This window comes from Streptomyces sp. NBC_00425 (assembly GCF_036030735.1).
Classification (GTDB): domain Bacteria; phylum Actinomycetota; class Actinomycetes; order Streptomycetales; family Streptomycetaceae; genus Streptomyces.
In genome coordinates this window covers 7,928,345-7,946,178 of the sequence record NZ_CP107928.1, presented here as the reverse complement: position 1 = coordinate 7,946,178, position 17,834 = coordinate 7,928,345, and the positions used below count along the sequence as shown (strand labels likewise).

Genomic DNA, 17,834 nt, shown 5'->3' with positions numbered 1-17,834 from the left:
GGTCCGGCGCGCGCCCCGCCGCGTCCCGAGGTCCGTGCCGCGGTCGGTCTTGGCGATGCTCACGAGCCGCCTCCTCGCATGGTCGTGGTGGCGCCCTGGAGGTCGCGGCGGAGCACGAACCGCTGGTAGGCGAGGGCGAAGACGAGGCAGATGCCGAACATGACGACGCTGATCGCGCTGGCGTAGCCGACCTGGTAGCGCTTGAAGCCGTACTGGAACATGGTCACGGCCATGGTCTCGGAGTGGTGATCGGGGCCGCCCGCGGTGACGACCCACACCAGGTCGAAGAGCTGGATCGCGCCGATGACCGACAGGAAGACGCTGATCCGCAGGGTCGGCGCGAGCAGCGGCAGCGTGACGTTGCGGAAGCGCTGCCAGGGTCCGGCTCCGTCGATCAGCGCGGCCTCCGTCAACTCCGCCGGGATGGACTGGAGCCCGGCGAGGTAGAGCATCATGTGGAAGCCGAAGTACTTCCATGTCATGACCAGGAAGAGGGTGGCCATGACGGTGGAGGGATCGGAGAACCACTGGCCGCCCACCCCGTCCAGTCCGACGGCGCCCAGCACGTGGTCGGCCAGGCCGGCGTCCGGGGCGAAGATCATGCCGAACAACACGCCGGTGATCGCCTCGGAGAGGATGTACGGCGCGAAGAACAGCATCCGGTAGACGGCCCGGCCGCGGATCTTCTGGTTCAGCGCGACGGCGAGGGCCAGCGCGAACGGCAGTTGCAGCAGGAGCGAGAGGCCGACCAGGAGCAGGCAGCGCCACAGGTCGCCGAGGAACACCGGGTCCTTGAAGAGCCGGGTGAAGTTGTCGCCGCCGACGAAGTCCTCGGGCATGCCGAAGCCGCCCCAGCGGAAGAACGCGGCGTACACCGCGAACAGCATCGGCAGCAGCACGAGCGTGCCGAACAGCACCAGCGCGGGCACCTGGAAGCCGACGGCGGTGAGCCAGTGCAGGGCCCGTCGACGGGCCCGCGCACGGCCCGCGACGACGGCCGGCGGCGCGGGCTCGACGTCCGGACCGCTGCGCTTGTCCGGGAGGAAGGTGGAGGTCATCGCCGGCTACTGCTCTTCCTTCGCGACCTTGGTGATCGACTCGCTGACCTGCTGGGGCGATTTCGAACCGGCGATCAGAGCGGCGACGCTGTCGTTGACCTCCTGGCCGAGGGCGGGCGCGTACGCCTGGTCGAGGTAGAGCTGGAAGCCGGTGGCGCCCTTCAACTGTGCCTGCACGGCCTTGATGTTCGGGTCGGTCAGGGCGCTCTCGGCGGCCGGGACGACGGGCAGCACCCCGGTCTTCTTGACGAGTTCGGTGTCCGTGGCGGCGGAGGCGAAGAACTTCAGGAAGTCGACGGCCGCCTGCGGGGCGTCCTTGCGCAGCGCGTGCCCGCCGCCGCCGCCGAACACCTCGGTGATCACGCCCTTGCCGCCGTCGACCGCCGGGAACGGGAAGAAGCCGAGGTTCGCGCCGAGCCCCTTGCCGGCGTCGGCCTCCACGACCGGCGCCCACTGGCCCATGAGTTCCATCGCCGCCTTGCCGTTGCCGACGGCCGCGGCCTGGCCGGTGGGGCTGGAGTACGCGGCGCCGAGGAAGCCCTTCTGGAACGGCTGCAGATCGACGAGGTCCTGGAGGTGCTGTCCGGCCTGGACGAAACCGTCACCGGTGAAGTCCTTGTCGTCCCCGGCCTTCTTCAGGGCGTCGACGCCGGCGGTGCGCATCGCGAGGTAGGCCCAGTAGTACATGCCGGGCCATTTCTCCTTCCCGGCGAGGGCGAGCGGGGTGATCCCGGCGGCCTTCAGCTTGCGCACCGCGTCGAGGAAGCCGCTCCAGGTGGTGGGCGGCCCGCTGACGCCGGCCTGCTTGAAGAGGGCCTTGTTGTACCAGAACCCGATCATCCCGATGTCGAACGGTATGCCGTACGCCTTGTCGCCGATCAGATACGGCTGCCGGGCGACGGACAGCAGGCCCTCCCCCCAGTCCTTCGTGCGTTCCGTGAGGTTCTCCACGAGCCCCGCGTCGACCTGCTGCTTCAGGACCCCGCCGCCCCAGGTGTGAAAGATGTCGGGGAGCTTCCCGGAGGCGGTCAGCGCCGTCATCTTCGACTTGTAGGCGTCGTTCTCCAGCTGGACGATCTTGACCTTCACCTTGGGGTTCTGCGCCTCGAACTTCTTGGCCAGAGCCGCCCATACGTCCTTGGTCGGCTGGGTGGTGGAGATGTTCCACCACTCGATGGTGGTCGTCCCCGACGACGACCCCCCGTCCGAGTCGCCGCCGCAGGCGCTGAGTGCCGTCATGCCCAGACCGGCCGCGGCGGAGGCCGCCAGGAAGCCTCGGCGGGAGAGTGCCGGGTCGCCCATCATGCGCTCCTTGTGAGATCGAAAGTTTCGAACCAGATCCAGAAAGGTTCGCTGCTGCCGCACCCTAGAGACACCCTCCGACGGGTGGCAACCCCTTGAACACAGAGAATCCAGAGGCCTGTTCGCGGAGGGCCACCCGAGTAGGCTCCGATCGGGACCGAAACATTCGGATCACACGGCGAACGTTACGAAGCGGGGACCGGCGCGACATGATGGCCGAGATCAGCCTTACCTGGCACGGGTCGGTGACCGGAGGGGCCTGGCGGAAGCCGACCTCGACCGGATCGCCGCCCTGGATCACCCCCGGATCGCCGACCCGGACCGGGCCGACCGCGCGTCACTGTGACGACGGCACCGGCACCGCGCCGCTGCGGCGACCACGGCCTGCGCCCCCGCGCCGTGTCGCCCAGCACACGCCGGAGCGGCCCCGCGTCCGCCGAGCCGCCTCCCGGCCCTATCGTGACCGCATGCAGAGCTACACGATCGGCCAGGCGGCACGACTGCTCGGCGTCAGCCCCGACACCGCGCGCCGCTGGGCGGACGCGGGCCGCGTCACGACCCACCGCGACGAGACCGGACGACGCCTCGTGGACGGCAAGGCCCTCGCCGCCTTCTCCGTGGAACTCGCCCGGTCCGGCGTCACCGAGGACGACACCCCCCGCACCTCGGTCCGCAACGCCTTCCCCGGCATCGTCACCGCGATCAAGCTGGGCGACGTGGCCGCCCAGGTGGAGATCCAGGCCGGCCCGCACCGCCTGGTCTCCCTGCTGACCCGGGAGGCGGTCGAGGAACTCGGACTCGAGGTCGGCATGGAGGCGACAGCCCGCGTGAAGTCGACAAACGTACACATCGACCGGGCGTGATCGAGGGCGGCGCAAAGCGGGCATCCCCGCCATAAGCCCCTAAGAGCCGTACCGTTGACGCCCATGAGCTTGAGCATCCGCAACCAGCTACCCGGCACCGTCACGGCCGTCCAGCCCGGCCAGGTCATGGCCCTCGTGAAGATCCGCCTCGACGGCGGGCAGCACCTCACCGCGGCCATCACCCTGGAGGCCTCGGAGCAACTCGCCCTCGCGCCCGGCGCCGCCGTCCACGCCCTGGTGAAGTCGACGGAGATCTCCCTCTCCACGGGCCAGGTGGCCGGTCTCTCGATCCGCAACCGGTTGCCCGGCACGATCACCGGACTCGTCCTCGGCTCGGTCATGGCCGCGGTGAAGATCACCGTGGACGGCGGCGAACTCACCGCGGCGATCACCAGGGAGTCGGCCGTCGACCTCGGTCTGTTCGTGGGCTCCGACGTCATCGCGCTGATCAAGTCGACCGAGGTGTCCCTGGCCACGGCGTAGAACGACGTGGGGCCCCGTCCGTGACGGACGGGGCCCCACGCGCTCCGGCTCAGTCCTCGTACGCGTCCAGCGGCGGGCACGAGCAGACGAGGTTGCGGTCGCCGAAGGCCTGGTCGACACGGCGCACCGGCGGCCAGTACTTGTCGGCGGCGGACACCCCGGCGGGGAAGACCGCCTCCTCACGCGAGTACGCGTGCGCCCACTCGCCGCCGAGCGCGGCCGCGGTGTGCGGGGCGCCGACGAGCGGGTTGTCGTCGGCCGGCCACGCGCCCGCGCCGACCCTCTCGATCTCCGCGCGAATGGCGATCATCGCGTCGCAGAACCGGTCGAGCTCGATCAGGTCCTCGGACTCGGTCGGCTCGATCATCAGCGTCCCGGCCACCGGGAACGACATCGTCGGCGCGTGGAAGCCGTAGTCGATGAGCCGCTTGGCCACGTCGTCCACGGTCACACCGGTCGCCTTGGTCAACGGCCGCAGGTCGATGATGCACTCGTGCGCCACCAGCCCGCCCGGACCGTTGTAGAGCACCGGGTAGTGCGGCTCCAGCCGCTTGGCGACGTAGTTGGCGCTCAGCACGGCCACCTGCGTGGCCCGCTTGAGGCCCTCACCGCCCATGAGCCGCACGTACGCCCAGGAGATCGGCAGAATGCCCGCGGAGCCCCACGGCGCCGCCGAGATCGGCCCCACACCGGTCTCCGGCCCGGCCGCGGGCTGCAGCGGGTGGTTGGGCAGATACGGCGCCAGATGCGACCGGACGGCCACCGGCCCGACGCCCGGGCCGCCACCGCCGTGCGGGATGCAGAACGTCTTGTGCAGGTTCAGATGGGAGACGTCGCCGCCGAAGTGCCCCGGCTTGGCGAGCCCGACGAGCGCGTTGAGGTTGGCGCCGTCGACGTAGACCTGACCGCCGGCCTCGTGCACCTGGGCGCAGATGTCCGCGACGTGCTCCTCGAACACGCCGTGCGTGGAGGGGTAGGTGATCATCAGCACCGACAGCTCGTCCCGGTACTGCTCGATCTTCGCGCGCAGGTCCTCGACGTCGATCTCGCCGTCCTCGGCCGTCTTCACGACGACGACCTTCATGCCGGCCATCACGGCGCTCGCCGCGTTCGTGCCGTGCGCGGAGGACGGGATCAGGCACACGGTGCGCTGCTCGTCGCCGTTGCCGCGGTGATACCCGCGGACGGCGAGCAGACCGGCCAGCTCGCCCTGCGACCCGGCGTTCGGCTGCAGGGACACCTCGTCGTACCCGGTGACCTCCGCGAGCCGCTCCTCGAGCTCCCGGATGAGCGTCAGATAGCCCTGGGCCTGCTCGGCGGGGGCGAAGGGGTGCATCTGCCCGAACTCGGGCCAGGTGACCGGCTCCATCTCCGTGGTGGCGTTGAGCTTCATGGTGCACGAGCCCAGCGGGATCATGCCCCGGTCGAGCGCGTAGTCCCGGTCGGCCAGCCTGCGCAGGTAGCGCAGCATCGCGGTCTCGGACCGGTGCCGCTGGAAGACCGGGTGGGTCAGGATGTCGTCGGTCCGCAGCAGTCCGGCGGGCAGGGCGTCCTCGACGGCCGCGTCGAGCGACGCGATGTCGCCGTCCACCCCGAAGGCCGCCCAGACCGCGGCGACCTGGGCGCGCGCGGTGGTCTCGTCACAGGAGAGCGCCACCTGGTCGGCGTCGACGAGGTGCAGGTTGACCCCGTGGTCCCGCGCCGCGGCGACGACCTCGGCGGCCTTCGCCGGCACCCGCACGGTCAGTGTGTCGAAGTACGCCCCGTGCACCACCTCGACGCCACCGGCTTCGAGTCCCGCGGCGATGATCGTGGCGTAGCGGTGCGTGCGCCGGGCGATCGCGCGCAGCCCGTCGGGGCCGTGGTAGACCGCGTACATCCCGGCCATCACGGCCAGCAGCACCTGCGCGGTGCAGATGTTGCTCGTCGCCTTCTCGCGCCGGATGTGCTGCTCTCGCGTCTGCAGTGCGAGCCGGTAGGCCTTGTTGCCGTCCGCGTCCACGGACACGCCCACGAGGCGGCCGGGCAGGCTCCGCGCGAACTTCTCGTGCACGGCCATGTAGCCGGCGTGCGGCCCGCCGAAGCCCATGGGCACGCCGAACCGCTGGGTGGTGCCGACCGCGATGTCCGCGCCCAGCTCACCGGGCGACTTCAGCAGCGTCAGCGCGAGCAGGTCCGCGGCGACGGTGACGAGCGCGCCGAGTCCGTGCGCCTGGTCGATGAGCGCCTTCAGGTCCCGCACGGCGCCGGAGGCGCCGGGGTACTGGACGAGCACGCCGTTGATCTCGCGCTCCGCGATCTCCGCCGGGATGCCGTCGCTCAGATCGGCGACGACGACCTCGACGCCGGTCGGCTCCGCGCGCGTCTCGATCACGGCGATGGTCTGCGGCAGCGCGTCCGCGTCGATGAGGAAGAGGCCCTTCCTGTTCTTCCCCACGCGCCGGGACAGCGCCATCGCCTCAGCGGCCGCCGTGCCCTCGTCGAGCAGCGACGCACCCGAGGTCGGCAGGCCCGTCAGGTCGGCGACCATCGTCTGGAAGTTCAGCAGCGCCTCGAGCCGACCCTGGGAGATCTCCGGCTGGTACGGCGTGTAGGCGGTGTACCAGGCCGGGTTCTCCATGACGTTGCGCAGGATGACCGGCGGCGTGAAGGTGCCGTAGTAGCCGAGGCCGATCATCGGGTCGAGCACCTGGTTGCGGTCGGCCAGGGAGCGCAGCTCGGCCAGTACCTCGGCCTCGGTGCGGGCGCCCGGCAGGTCCAGCGCGTCGGCGTTCTTGATCACGTCGGGCACCGCGGCGGCGGTGAGCTCGTCGAGCGAGCCGTAGCCGACATGCGCGAGCATCTTGGCCCGCGCCTCGTGGTCGGGCCCGATGTGGCGCTGCTCGAAGGGGATTCCCTGCTCGAGCTCGGAGAGCGGAATGCGATGGGCGGTCATTACGGAGGCCTCCTGGTCTGACACGACCTTCGAGGGTCACCACGGCGGGTACCCGGACGGCCTCCCCCTCTGTCATCTCAACCTGAGAGCTTCACCGGCCGCCAGCGGACGACCGGCTTTCACCGTCGGTGAGAGCGGACACCGTCGACGCCGTCGGTACCCGCCCTGCTTTCCAGAGTGACCTCGTCCGTGCGGTACGTGAGCCTGAGAGATTCCGGGGAGGATTTGCTCCTTCGGCGCCTCCGGTGGTGGTCTCCGGAGGACTCTCCCGCACGGGGTCAGCAGCCGTTGCCAGACTACCAGCGAGGTCAATGGGCCTCTCGAGTGGCCGCTCGCCCCAATGTGCTCTTTTGTAGTCCTTACGGACGAGCTGCGACCAAGAGGAGGGCCCGTGCAGACCGACATCGATCCGCGCAACCTGATCGGCCGCAAGGCGTTCGACCGCAACGGGGCGAAGATAGGCACCGTCGACGAGGTCTACCTCGACGACGCGACCGGCGTGCCGGAGTGGGCCGCCATCCGCACGGGCCTGTTCTCCCGTGACGCCTTCGTCCCCCTGGAGCCCAGCAAACTGGTCGAGGGGACCCTGCACATCCCGTTCGACCGCGCGCTGATCAAGGACGCCCCGGACTTCGGCGTCGGCCGCCACCTCTCCCCGGAGCAGGAACTCCAGCTCTACCACCACTACGGTCTGGACGTGGCGGCCCCTCCCCCGCTGCCCGACCACGACTTCGGCCGCCTGGCCGGCACGGACGACGGCTGACTTCCGGCAGCCCGGCAGCTCCTCGCCCTGAGGAGCTTCACAGCTCTGAAGCGGCCTCACGGCCGTGGTCCGTGCGTCCTTCCGACGTCCCTTCCGGCGTCACCGACGGTTCCCGGGTCCCGCCCGCCGCCTCCTCGTCCTCGCCCGGTCTTCGCCGCACCAGCGGCAGCGGGTCCGCCGGAGCCAACTGCGGATCGTCGGTGCGGAAGGTGCGCACCCGCCCCGGCTCCGACTGCGGCGTCTCGAAGCGCACCGTGACCCGGCCCAGCCCACTGCCCTGCACCCACCCGTGTCCGAGCTCGGCATGCCGCACGTCGTGACCCGGCCGCCACTGGTGCTCGGCAGGGACCGGGACCGGGGCCGGCTCCTCGGCGGCGCGCTCCTCCGTCAGCCCCTCCGCGGGCTCGTCCGCGCGCGCCCCCGCGGCCTGCGCGAACAGGTCCTCCTGCGTGAAGTCCGCCAGACCGCTGACGCCCACCCCGAGCAGCCGCACCCCGCCCGTGGTGTCCACGGAGTCCAGCAACCGGGCCGCCGCTTCCCTGATGACCGCCGGATCGTCCGTGGGCCCGCGCAGCGTCTCGGACCGGGTGAGCGTCGAGAAGTCGTACCGCCGCACCTTCAGCACGATGGTCCGACCCGACAGACCGGCCTCCCGGAGCCTGCGCACACACCGGTCCGCGAGCCGCTGCACCTCCAGCCCCACCCGGACCCGGTCGTGGATGTCCACGTCGTACGTGTCCTCCACCGACACGGACTTGGTCTCCCGCTCGGCCACCACAGGCCGGTCGTCATGCGCCAGCGCCATGGCGTGGAGCGCATGCCCGTGCGCCTTGCCCAGCAGCCGAACCAGCTCGTCCTCACCGGCCTCCGCGATCTCGTCGACCGTGGTGATCCCGGCCCGCCGCAGATGATCCCCCGTGGCCGGGCCCACCCCCGGCAGCGTCCGCACCGGCATGGGCCCGAGCAACCGCCGCTCGGTGCCCGGCTCGATGAGCACCAGGCCGTCGGGTTTCGCCTCCTCCGAAGCGATCTTCGCGAGCATCTTGCAGGAGGCCAGTCCCACCGAACCCGTGAGACCGGTGACGGCCCGTATGTCCGCACGCAGCCGGACACCGGCCAGCCGCGCCGAATCCCTGTCCCAGGCCGCCCCGCCGGCCTCCAGGTCCACGAAGGCCTCGTCCAGGCTCAGCGGCTCCACCAGCGGCGACAGCGCCCTCAGCAGCGCCATGACCTGCTCGCTGATCGACCGGTAGAAGGCGAACCGCGGCACGAGATATGCGGCGTTCGGCGCCAGCCTGCGCGCCTGGGCCATGGGCATCGCCGAGTGGACTCCGAAGACCCGTGCCTCGTAGGAGGCCGTCGCGACCACTCCGCGAGGCCCGAGGCCTCCCACGACCACGGCCTTCCCGCGCAGACTCGGCTTGGACGCCTGCTCCGCCTGAGCGAAGAAGGCATCCATGTCGAGATGCAGGATCGTGGGCGCGTTTCTCACACGTCCGATGCTGCACCACGCCACTGACAATGACGTCGTACCGCTGCCCCGCGCCCGGGAGGACGCGTCAGACCGCCCGGTTGCGCCTGCGCGCCAGCTCGTCCGCCGGATTGGGCCCGACGAGCGTCTCGCCGGTGTCCACACGCTCGCCGTGCAGCTGCGACAGCGCGCTCTCGACGTCCCGCCACACCACGCCCACGGCGATCCCGAACACTCCCTGACCGCCCTGGAGCAATGCGTGGACCTCGTCCGGCGAGGTGCACTCGTACACCGTCGCACCGTCGCTCATCAGCGTCATGCGCTCCAGATCGCTGAAGCCGCGCTCCCGCAGATGCTGGACGGCGCTGCGGATGTTCTGCAGCGACACCCCGGTGTCGAGGAACCTCTTGACGATCTTCAGCACGACCACGTCGCGGAAGCTGTAGAGACGCTGGCTGCCGGATCCGTGAGCGGGCCGCACACTCGGCTCGACGAGCCCGGTGCGCGCCCAGTAGTCCAGTTGGCGGTAGGTGATGCCCGCCGCCGCACAGGCCGTCGGACCGCGATAGCCGATCTGCTCGGACGCCATGGACGTCGTCCCTCCGCTGCTCGGCACGGCCGCCGGTCGCTGCGGAGCGTGATCGGCCGCACTGCTCTGCTGGGGGTACCCCATGCCCGTGCGCAGCCAAGAGCCTGGGGGAGGGTACGGACCGCTTCCCCCGACACCGAGTCCGGGGGCACCCCCAGCCGTACCGTCGCCGCTGCTTCTCACGCCGACCTCCGTCCTAGACCTGCCTTCTCGACGGTAGGCAGTCGCCAGGGGTGCGTCAACGATCGCCACACTCGGCACGCCGAGTGATAATCACCCTAGGAGTGGTTTCCCGCACCTCACCGCGGGGAAAGGCTAGCCGAATGCGCTGAGAACCAGCCGTAGGACGCTCTCAGTGGCCGCCGGCATTTGCCGAAGACGGCGGGACCCTCCGCGCAGGTCGCCGCAGGTGTGCACGTCTCGCACGGGTCGCTACTGATTGCTGGTGCCGAAGTCCTCCGGCGAGATCTGGTCGAGGAACTCGCGGAACTTCTCCACCTCGTCCTCCTGCTCGTCCGGGATGGCGATCCCCGCGTCGTCGAGCACCGTGTCACTGCCGTAGATCGGCGTTCCGGTGCGCAGGGCCAGCGCTATGGCGTCGGACGGGCGCGCGCTCACCTCGACGCCGCTGGCGAAGACCAGCTCCGCGTAGAAGACGCCCTCCCGCAGATCCGTGATGCGCACTTCGGTGAGCTCCTGGCCGACGGCTTCCAGCACGTCCTTGAACAGGTCGTGGGTCAGCGGTCGCGCCGGGGCCATGCCCTGCTGGGCGAAGGCGATGGCCGTCGCCTCCCCCGGTCCGATCCAGATGGGGAGGTAGCGGTCGCCCCCCACTTCGCGCAGCAGCACGATCGGTTGGTTGGAGGGCATCTCGACCCGGACACCTACGACATCGAGCTCGTTCACACAGCAACCCTAGGCCGTGCCCGGGACGTTTGGGTAGTCGGGCCGGGAACGGGCGACCGATCCGCCCTGGGCGAAACCGCCCGCTCAGGGCAGGCGCACCCCGAGCGCGGTCTGCACCAACGCCGCGTGCAGCCGGACCGCGAGCCCGGCGAGCTCCTTCGTGCGGGCCTCCGCGTGCGCCCGGGTCTGCGGGTTGCGATGCCGCCTGAGCGGTGCGACCACCTGGTCGACGAGACCGGCTTCGCGGTCGGCCGCCGTCTTCATCACACGCAGATGCCGTGGCTCGATCCCGAACCGCCCCAGCTCGGCGACCAGCGCCGCCACCGTGGCCGCCTCGGCGTCGTAGACGCCGTCCTCGAGGGGCACGACGAGCCCGTAGGACTCCCACTCCTCGAGCTCCGACTCACCGATGCCCGCGGCCGCCAGCAGCTCGGTCCTGCCGATCCGGGCGACCGTGGGACCGTCCGAGGGCTCCAGGACGTGCTCCCCGTCCCGCTGCCGGCCGACGGTCGGCAGCGGAGCGGCCTCGCCGCGCTCCATGGCGTCCAGGTGCTCACGGATGACCTTGAGGGGCAGATAGTGGTCCCTCTGCATCCTCAGGACGTGACCGAGGCGCTCCACGTCGCGCGCACTGAACTTGCGGTAGCCCGAAGGGGTCCGCTGGGGCTCGATGAGCCCCTCGGACTCCAGGAAACGGATCTTGGAGATCGTGACGTCCGGGAACTCGTCCCTCAGAGCGGTCAGCACGGTGCCGATGCTCATCAGCACACCGTCCGCGGCGGCGGTGCCGGCTCCGGCACCGCCCCTCGGTGTTTGCAGCATGGACCTTCCCTCGGATCCCCCCGGACGGAGCCCGGGGGCGGGTCAGTAACCCCGCTGGCTCGCGTAGAAGACCAGCCGGTACTTGCCGATCTGCACCTCGTCACCGTTCGACAGCGGGATCTCGTCGATCCGCTCCCGGTTGACGTAAGTACCGTTCAGACTGCCGACGTCCGCCACCTTGAACGTGCCGTCCGGGTTGCGCCGGAACTCCACATGGCGGCGCGACACCGTCACGTCGTCGAGGAAGATGTCGCTCTGCGGATGACGGCCCGCCGTGGTCAGATCGCCGTCCAGGAGGAAGCGACTGCCCGAGTTCGGGCCGCGCCGCACCACCAGCAGCGCGGAGCCCACCGGCAGCGCGTCGACGGCGGCCTGTGCCTCGGGAGAGAGCGCCGGCAGCTGCGTCTGCCCGGTGACCTCCGAGTCATAGGCCTCGAGACCGGAAATCGAGATCGTGGAGGTCGTCTCCGACGCACGCTCGGGCGTCAGCCCGGGACGCAGCGGCGCACCACAGTTCGAGCAGAAGCGGCTGTTCTCCGCGTTGCGGTTACCGCACCTCGTACACACCAGGGCCGACATAGGGGAAAACCCTCCACCCGTACTCGAGGTTGACGGTTGGCCGAAACCTATGCCGCCGGACTGCGCAGGGTCAACAGACGCCGCGCCCTGACCTCCGGGTACGTCACCGCCCGAACCGGACACCTGGTCCCTGAACAGCGGTCGCTGACCCTCTGCATCCGGCTGTGCGCGATGACGGGCGGTCGCATTGTCGCCACCCTCACGCGGGCTCTTGCCGAACAACTTCGCAAACAACTTCACGGGCGATTCCCCTTGACCGAAACAGACCCGCCCGTGGGGCAGGACGAACCCTGACTGAATACACCGGCCGACCCGGACACCTTCACAACGTCCGTGCCCACCAGACAGTTTCCACCACGCACCACCCGATCGGTGCGTCGACCCCCCGCAACCTCATGCCCCTGCCGGACGCCCCCTATGCGCCCCCCGCTCACGGCGCCGACGACCGAGCGTAGTCAGGCCGCTTCGCCTCTCGCAAGGCGTCCACAACGATCTTGTCCGACCGCTCCACGACCACGGTGGCCTGCTCCTTTTCGAGGGTCTGCACAACACCTCCAGGAATGTTCAGCGCCGGCTCGAGGTCCTGCGGGTTGCCGATGACCTTGAAACGGTAGGGCGCGTTGATCTTGTTCCCGTCGACGCTCACGCCCCCGCCCGACTCCGTCAGGAAGGTGCCGGCGACGACCCGCACACCGTTCACCTGGATCGCCTCGGCCCCCGCCGCGCGCAGCTCCTGGATCGCGTCGAGCAGCATGTCCGCCTCGACCGCTCCCTTCGTGTCCTCGATGGTCATCGTGATGCCGGGCCCCTGAGCAGCGACCGTGCCCGCCAGAATGCCGAGTTGCCGTTCCTTCTCGACCGTCTGCTTGCGGGCCTCTTCAGCCTGGTCGGAGCTGTTCTCCAGCTCCTGCCGCTGCTTCTCGAGCCCTTGCCTCTCGTCCTCAAGACGCTGACTTCGGTCGCCGAGTTCATCGAGGATGCGCACAAGATCTTCCTGGCGCGCGCCACGCAGCGCGTTTCCGCTGTCGCTGTTGGACGCGACCTGCACGGCCAGGCCGAAGCCCAGACCGAACAGCAGCAGAGCCACAATGAGTTGGGCCCGCGTCACCCGCGGCGGCCAGAGGCCCTCCACCAGCCGCCGACGGCCGTTCGACGCGGCCTCCTCCGGCTCCCGGGCCGGTCCGTCCCCGGACGACGTCACGGGGACCTCGTCGGGCAGTTCCTTGCGCAGCCGGTTCTCGGGCGTCTCGTCCCCGTCGCTCATCGCCCTCACGCCCGGAACACGTGCCGGCGGATCGCCGCGGCATTGGAGAAGATGCGGATGCCGAGGACGACGACGACACCGGTCGACAGCTGCGATCCCACGCCCAACTCGTCTCCCAGGAAGACGATCAGCGCGGCGACCACCACGTTCGACAGGAACGACACGACGAACACCTTGTCGTCGAAGATCCCGTCCAGCATGGCCCGCAGCCCGCCGAACACGGCGTCCAGCGCCGCCACCACGGCGATCGGCAGATAGGGGACGACGGCCGCCGGAATCTCGGGCTGGACCAACAGGCCGGCCACGACTCCCACGACGAGGCCCAGTACGGCGATCACGATGTGCCCTTCTCGGTGTGCGGCTGTGCTGTGCGGACGATCACGCTCGGAGCGGCGGGCAGCCGGAGGTCGCCCACCACGGAGATGGCCGTCCGGATGCCGTAGTTCTCCTGCAGGGCGTTGAGATAGAGCCCGTCCGCGCTGTTCTGGAACCTGGTGCTGAGCTTTTTCCCGTCCCCCACCGCGAGCACGGTGTACGGGGGCACCAGCGGCTTGTTGTCGACCAGTATCGCGTCACCCGCGGCCCTGATCGCGGAGAGCGCCGTCAGGCGCTGACCGTTGATCGAGACGGCTTCGGCGCCCGACGCCCACAGCCCGTTGACCACCCGCTGCATGTCACGGTCACGGACCCGCCCGGTGTCGGAGAACCCGGAGGTCTCGCGAGGGTCGCCGTCGCCGCCCGTGGTCGCCTCCTTGGCGTCGTCCACGACGAGCTTCACGCCGGGGCCGTGCACCGCGACGGCGCCCGACAGCAGCCCGGCCAGGTCCGCCTGATCGCTGCCGCCGCTCTGCTTGAGCGCCTCCTGCTGTCGGGCGCTCACGTCGCTGCGCAGTTTGTCGACGGTGCTCTCCAGCTCCTCGGCCGCCTTCGTCTCGCGGTCGACGCGGTCGATCAGCTCCTCGCGTTCCTTGGCGACGACCGGAGCCGCGACCCGCGCCTGGGCGGCGCCCACGGTGACCACCAGGGCCGCGAGCACCAGCCCTGCGGCCAGCCCGAGCTTCGCCCGCACCGTCCTGGGCAGGCCCCCGGAGCCGTCGGCCTGCTTGCGGGCGGCGGCCTCGGCATAACCTTCGTCGAGGCTGTGGTCCATGACGTTGGTGAGCAGCGACATGGACGCGTCCGGGCGCGACGCGCGCGCGGGTGTGCTCCGAACGGGGGGCGGCTGCGGCATGCCGCACATCGTCGCACGTCGTGCCCAGTACCTCCGAATGGCCCCACCGGCGTGCCGGACAGGCCCCCTTGGGGACACTTGTCCGGCACGCACGCGTGCGCGCGGTTCAGCGCCCGGCGCTGTCCACGACCGCCGACCACTCGTCGAGCAGGGCCTGCGCGGACGCGTCGTCCGGCCCCTCCGCCCACAGATGCGTGACGGCCTCCGCGGGGTCGGGCAGGACCATCACCCAGCGACCGTCCGTCTCCACCACGCGGACACCGTCGGTGGTGTCCACGAAGCGGTCGCCGGCCGCTTCGACGACCCGCCGCATCACCAGTCCCTTGACCGCCCACGGGGTCGCCAGATCCCGCTTCAGGACGTGCGCCCGCGGAATCCGCGCGTCGATCTGGCTGAGGGTGAGCTGCGTGCGAGCCACCAGCCCGATCAGCCGTACGAACGCCGCCGTGCCGTCGAAGACACTGTTGAACTCGGGGATGATGAACCCGCCCTTGCCGTCCCCTCCGAAGATGGTCGACTCGTCCCGGCCCACCCGGGTGAGGTCGTCGGGCGACGTCGTCGTCCACTCGACCTGGGTCCCGTGGTACGCCGCCACCTGTTCGGCGATCCTCGTCGTGGTCACGGGCAGGGCCACCCGCCCACTGCGGCGCTCGGCGGCGACCAGGTCGAGCAGGACGAGGAGCGCCCGGTCGTCCTCGATGATCCGGCCCTTCTCGTCCACGAGGGAGAGCCGCTCGCCCACCGGGTCGAACCGCACACCGAACGCGGCCCGGGACGACGCCACGATCTCGCCGAGCCGCACCAGCCCGGAGCGTCGCTGATCGCCCGTCTCGGTGGGCCGTGCCTCGTTCAGACCGGGGTTGATCGTCAGCGAATCGACCCCGAGCTTCCCGAGGAGGCTCGGCAGAACCAGGCCTGCGCTGCCGTTGGAGGCGTCGACGACGACCTTCAGCCCCGCCTCGGCGATGCCGGTCGTGTCCACGTTCCGCAGCAGCGACCCGGTGTACGCGTCGAAGACGCTGGCCGGGAAGTACAGGTCCCCGATCTCTCCCGGGAAGGCCCGCCGGTACTCCTGCCGTGCGAAGACCCGGTCCAGCTTGCGCTGACTGCCCTGCGACAGGTCGGCGCCCTGCCCGTCGAAGAACATGATGTCCACCGAGTCGGGCACCCCGGGCGAGGTCCGGATCATGATTCCGCCGGCACTCCCCCGCGCGGTCTGCTGCCGCGCCACGGGCAGCGGCACGTTCTCCAGGTCCCGTACGTCGATGGCGCTGGCCTGCAGCGCGGAGATGACGGCCCGTTTCAGCGCGCGGGCGCCTCGGGAGTGGTCCCGGGCCGTGGTGACCGTGGATCCCTTCTTCAGCGTCGTGGCGTACGCGCCGGCGAGACGCACCGCGAGTTCGGGCGTGATCTCGACGTTCAGAATTCCGGACACCCCTCGGGCGCCGAACAGGTGCGCCTGCCCGCGGGACTCCCAGATCACTGACGTGTTGACGAACGCGCCGGCTTCGATGGTCTTGAAGGGATAGACCCGCACATTCCCCTGCACGATCGATTCTTCACCGATCAGGCATTCGTCGCCGATGACAGCGCCGTCCTCGATCCGGGCGGCCCGCATGATGTCGGTGTTCTTCCCGACGACGCAGCCACGCAGATTGCTGTGCTGACCGACGTAGACGTTGTCGTGCACGACGGCCTTGTGCAGAAAGGCCCCGCTCTTCACGACGACGTTCGACCCGACCACGGTGTGCTCGCGAATTTCGGCGCCGGCCTCGACCTTGGCGTAGTCCCCGATGTAGAGAGGACCGCGGAGCACGGCGTCGGGATGCACCTCGGCGCCTTCCGCCACCCAGACGCCGGGCGAGATCTCGAAACCGTCGATCTCGACGTCGACCTTGCCTTCGAGCACGTCGGCCTGGGCCTTCACGTAGCTCTCGTGCGTGCCCACGTCCTCCCAGTAGCCCTCGGCGATGAAGCCGTAGACGGGCTTGCCCTCCTTCATCAGCTGCGGGAAGACGTCACCGGACCAGTCGACGGGAACATCGGCCTCCACGTAGTCGAAGACCTCGGGCTCCATGACATAGATGCCCGTGTTCACGGTGTCCGAGAAGACCTGGCCCCAGGTCGGCTTCTCCAGGAAGCGTTCGACCTTTCCCTCTTCGTCGACGATGGTGATGCCGAATTCCAGCGGATTGGGCACGCGCGTCAGACAGACCGTGACGAGCGCACCCTTTTCCTTGTGGAAGTTGATCAGCTCGGTGAGGTCGAAGTCAGTGAGGGCGTCACCGGAAATGACGAGGAAAGCGTCGTCCTTCAACGCCTCCTCTGCGTTCTTGACGCTTCCGGCGGTACCGAGTGGCTTCTCCTCGTTGGCATAGCTGAGCTCCATTCCGAGCTCTTCACCGTCACCGAAGTAGTTCTTGACCAGCGATGCCAGGAACTGGACAGTAACGACGGTCTCATTGAGCCCATGCCTTTTGAGCAGCCTCAGCACGTGCTCCATGATCGGCCGGTTGGCCACCGGCAGGAGCGGCTTGGGCATGCTCGAGGTCATAGGGCGAAGGCGCGTGCCTTCGCCTCCGGCCATCACGACGGCCTTCATGTCGGAAGCGTCCTCCTAAAAGAGACGACGGTCTAGCCGACTTCACTCATCCAGATTGTCCCGCACTTTTCCACCGCGGGCCAACGAGCCGATGCTCGGCCAATCGGCGAGGTCAGCCGGCCAAGGTGTCCGCTCGAACCAGGCGGCGGACCTGGACCACATAGAGGACTCCTGCCCACCAATACAGCGTTGTACCCCATCCGGCGAACGCCCATCCGAAAATAGCAGCGAGTGACGCCAACCACCCGCTTCCGTCACTCAGCAGAAGCAGCGGGAAGGCGTACATCAGGTTGAAGGTGGCCGCCTTGCCCAGGAAGTTCACCTGTGGCGGCGGATAGCCGTGCCGCCGGAGGATCCCCACCATCACCAGCAGAACCAGCTCGCGCAGAAGAAGTACAGCGGTCAACCAGAGAGGCAGAATCTCCCGCCAGGTGAGACCGACCAATGTCGAGAGAATGTAGAGCCGGTCGGCCGCGGGGTCGAGGAGCCGGCCGAGGCTGCTGATCTGGTTCCAACGCCGCGCGAGCATGCCGTCCAGATAGTCGCTGACACCGCTGAAGGCGAGCACGAGAAGCGCCCAGCCGTCGCTCTGAGGACCTCCGAACTCGGGCCTCAGGATCAGCCACAGAAACAGCGGCACGCCGACCAGGCGGGCCATGCTGAGGATGTTGGGGATGGTGAGGACCCGGTCTGTCTGGACACGGGTCTCCTGGACCTCCACCCGGGGGCCTCCAGTGGGAAATGAGCCGACGATTCCCCCCGACCTTACCCCAACGCAAAAAAGCTCTGGCTCTTGGGCTGTGTGCCCAAGAGCCAGAGCTCTAAAAGGAGTTCGGCGGTGTCCTACTCTCCCACAGGGTCCCCCCTGCAGTACCATCGGCGCTGTGAGGCTTAGCTTCCGGGTTCGGAATGTAACCGGGCGTTTCCCTCACGCTATGACCACCGAAACACTATGAAACTGTTTCA

At 69.4% G+C, this 17,834-nt stretch carries 15 protein-coding genes, 1 rRNA gene, 1 pseudogene and 1 riboswitch; of the genes and pseudogenes, 3 read left to right on the top strand and 14 right to left on the bottom strand.

Translation table 11 applies throughout. The annotated features are described in order from the left end of the window. Positions 1 to 59: 59 nt before the first annotated feature. Both OHS82_RS34990 and OHS82_RS34985 read right to left on the bottom strand, forming a co-directional pair. The gene (locus OHS82_RS34990) at positions 60 to 1,058 is read right to left on the bottom strand and encodes a carbohydrate ABC transporter permease (RefSeq protein ID WP_328435198.1); all 999 of its coding nucleotides are present in this window, start codon (positions 1,056 to 1,058) and stop codon (positions 60 to 62) included. 6 nt (positions 1,059 to 1,064) lie between these two features. Further along, positions 1,065 to 2,360 (bottom strand): extracellular solute-binding protein, encoded by a 1,296-nt coding sequence (locus tag OHS82_RS34985; RefSeq protein WP_057580891.1) that lies wholly within the window; start codon positions 2,358 to 2,360, stop codon positions 1,065 to 1,067. 467 nt (positions 2,361 to 2,827) lie between these two features. On the opposite strand from OHS82_RS34985, the gene OHS82_RS34980 reads away from it, so the two are divergent. Together OHS82_RS34980 and OHS82_RS34975 are read left to right on the top strand one after the other, a co-directional pair. Continuing rightward, a complete protein-coding gene (locus OHS82_RS34980) occupies positions 2,828 to 3,223 on the top strand; it encodes a TOBE domain-containing protein (RefSeq protein ID WP_328435197.1) in 396 nt (131 codons plus the stop codon). A 63-nt stretch (positions 3,224 to 3,286) separates the two neighbouring features. Continuing rightward, complete coding sequence (locus OHS82_RS34975; RefSeq protein ID WP_057580594.1) at positions 3,287 to 3,706, top strand: TOBE domain-containing protein; 420 nt, start codon at positions 3,287 to 3,289, stop codon at positions 3,704 to 3,706. 49 nt (positions 3,707 to 3,755) lie between these two features. Here OHS82_RS34975 and gcvP read toward each other — a convergent pair whose 3' ends face one another. Next, the gene (gene gcvP, locus OHS82_RS34970; RefSeq protein ID WP_057580593.1) at positions 3,756 to 6,641 is read right to left on the bottom strand and encodes an aminomethyl-transferring glycine dehydrogenase; all 2,886 of its coding nucleotides are present in this window, start codon (positions 6,639 to 6,641) and stop codon (positions 3,756 to 3,758) included. 182 nt (positions 6,642 to 6,823) lie between these two features. Beyond that, positions 6,824 to 6,922: riboswitch (glycine riboswitch) on the bottom strand. A 110-nt stretch (positions 6,923 to 7,032) separates the two neighbouring features. On the opposite strand from gcvP, the gene OHS82_RS34965 reads away from it, so the two are divergent. After that, positions 7,033 to 7,404, top strand: a complete 372-nt coding sequence (locus tag OHS82_RS34965) for a PRC-barrel domain-containing protein (protein WP_057580592.1) — start codon at positions 7,033 to 7,035, stop codon at positions 7,402 to 7,404. On the opposite strand, the pseudogene OHS82_RS34960 reads toward OHS82_RS34965, so the two are convergent. The 11 genes and pseudogenes from OHS82_RS34960 to rrf form a co-directional block, all read right to left on the bottom strand. Next, positions 7,326 to 8,896 (bottom strand): annotated as a pseudogene (locus OHS82_RS34960) (DNA polymerase IV). The gene OHS82_RS34965 and the pseudogene OHS82_RS34960 sit on opposite strands and share 79 nt — an antisense overlap. Before the next feature lie 67 nt (positions 8,897 to 8,963). Next, positions 8,964 to 9,647, bottom strand: coding sequence for a MerR family transcriptional regulator (locus OHS82_RS34955; protein WP_199863827.1), 684 nt, complete (start codon positions 9,645 to 9,647; stop codon positions 8,964 to 8,966). Positions 9,648 to 9,896: 249 nt separating this feature from the next. Then, entirely contained in the window at positions 9,897 to 10,370 is a 474-nt protein-coding gene (locus OHS82_RS34950; RefSeq protein WP_004934251.1) for a bifunctional nuclease family protein, read from the bottom strand. A gap of 84 nt (positions 10,371 to 10,454) precedes the next feature. Beyond that, the gene (ftsR, locus tag OHS82_RS34945; protein WP_057580590.1) at positions 10,455 to 11,192 is read right to left on the bottom strand and encodes a transcriptional regulator FtsR; all 738 of its coding nucleotides are present in this window, start codon (positions 11,190 to 11,192) and stop codon (positions 10,455 to 10,457) included. Between the two features lie 42 nt (positions 11,193 to 11,234). Continuing rightward, the gene (locus OHS82_RS34940; RefSeq protein WP_079041374.1) at positions 11,235 to 12,119 is read right to left on the bottom strand and encodes an FHA domain-containing protein; all 885 of its coding nucleotides are present in this window, start codon (positions 12,117 to 12,119) and stop codon (positions 11,235 to 11,237) included. A gap of 82 nt (positions 12,120 to 12,201) precedes the next feature. Continuing rightward, positions 12,202 to 13,035 carry a DUF881 domain-containing protein gene (locus OHS82_RS34935; protein WP_328435196.1) on the bottom strand — a complete coding sequence of 278 codons (834 nt, stop codon included), beginning with the start codon at positions 13,033 to 13,035 and terminating at the stop codon, positions 12,202 to 12,204. Positions 13,036 to 13,040: 5 nt separating this feature from the next. Beyond that, positions 13,041 to 13,373 (bottom strand): small basic family protein, encoded by a 333-nt coding sequence (locus OHS82_RS34930; protein ID WP_030798533.1) that lies wholly within the window; start codon positions 13,371 to 13,373, stop codon positions 13,041 to 13,043. Further along, a complete protein-coding gene (locus OHS82_RS34925; protein WP_328435195.1) occupies positions 13,370 to 14,275 on the bottom strand; it encodes a DUF881 domain-containing protein in 906 nt (301 codons plus the stop codon). The genes OHS82_RS34930 and OHS82_RS34925 overlap by 4 nt, the downstream gene beginning before the upstream one ends. A gap of 97 nt (positions 14,276 to 14,372) precedes the next feature. Then, positions 14,373 to 16,868: a mannose-1-phosphate guanyltransferase gene (locus OHS82_RS34920; RefSeq protein WP_057580586.1), complete on the bottom strand. Its 2,496-nt coding sequence runs from the start codon at positions 16,866 to 16,868 to the stop codon at positions 14,373 to 14,375. A gap of 112 nt (positions 16,869 to 16,980) precedes the next feature. Continuing rightward, positions 16,981 to 17,589: a CDP-alcohol phosphatidyltransferase family protein gene (locus tag OHS82_RS34915; protein WP_057580585.1), complete on the bottom strand. Its 609-nt coding sequence runs from the start codon at positions 17,587 to 17,589 to the stop codon at positions 16,981 to 16,983. A 109-nt stretch (positions 17,590 to 17,698) separates the two neighbouring features. Further along, positions 17,699 to 17,815: ribosomal RNA gene (gene rrf / locus OHS82_RS34910) — 5S ribosomal RNA — on the bottom strand. Between the last annotated feature and the right edge of the window lie 19 nt (positions 17,816 to 17,834).

Coding starts and splice junctions, on each gene's coding strand:
- OHS82_RS34990 (WP_328435198.1), bottom strand. CDS start 1,058: ATGACCTCCACCTTCCTCCCGGACAAGCGCAGCGGTCCGGACGTCGAG.
- OHS82_RS34985 (WP_057580891.1), bottom strand. CDS start 2,360: ATGGGCGACCCGGCACTCTCCCGCCGAGGCTTCCTGGCGGCCTCCGCC.
- OHS82_RS34980 (WP_328435197.1), top strand. CDS start 2,828: ATGCAGAGCTACACGATCGGCCAGGCGGCACGACTGCTCGGCGTCAGC.
- OHS82_RS34975 (WP_057580594.1), top strand. CDS start 3,287: ATGAGCTTGAGCATCCGCAACCAGCTACCCGGCACCGTCACGGCCGTC.
- gcvP (WP_057580593.1), bottom strand. CDS start 6,641: ATGACCGCCCATCGCATTCCGCTCTCCGAGCTCGAGCAGGGAATCCCC.
- ftsR (WP_057580590.1), bottom strand. CDS start 11,192: ATGCTGCAAACACCGAGGGGCGGTGCCGGAGCCGGCACCGCCGCCGCG.
- OHS82_RS34935 (WP_328435196.1), bottom strand. CDS start 13,035: ATGAGCGACGGGGACGAGACGCCCGAGAACCGGCTGCGCAAGGAACTG.
- OHS82_RS34925 (WP_328435195.1), bottom strand. CDS start 14,275: ATGTGCGGCATGCCGCAGCCGCCCCCCGTTCGGAGCACACCCGCGCGC.
- OHS82_RS34920 (WP_057580586.1), bottom strand. CDS start 16,868: ATGAAGGCCGTCGTGATGGCCGGAGGCGAAGGCACGCGCCTTCGCCCT.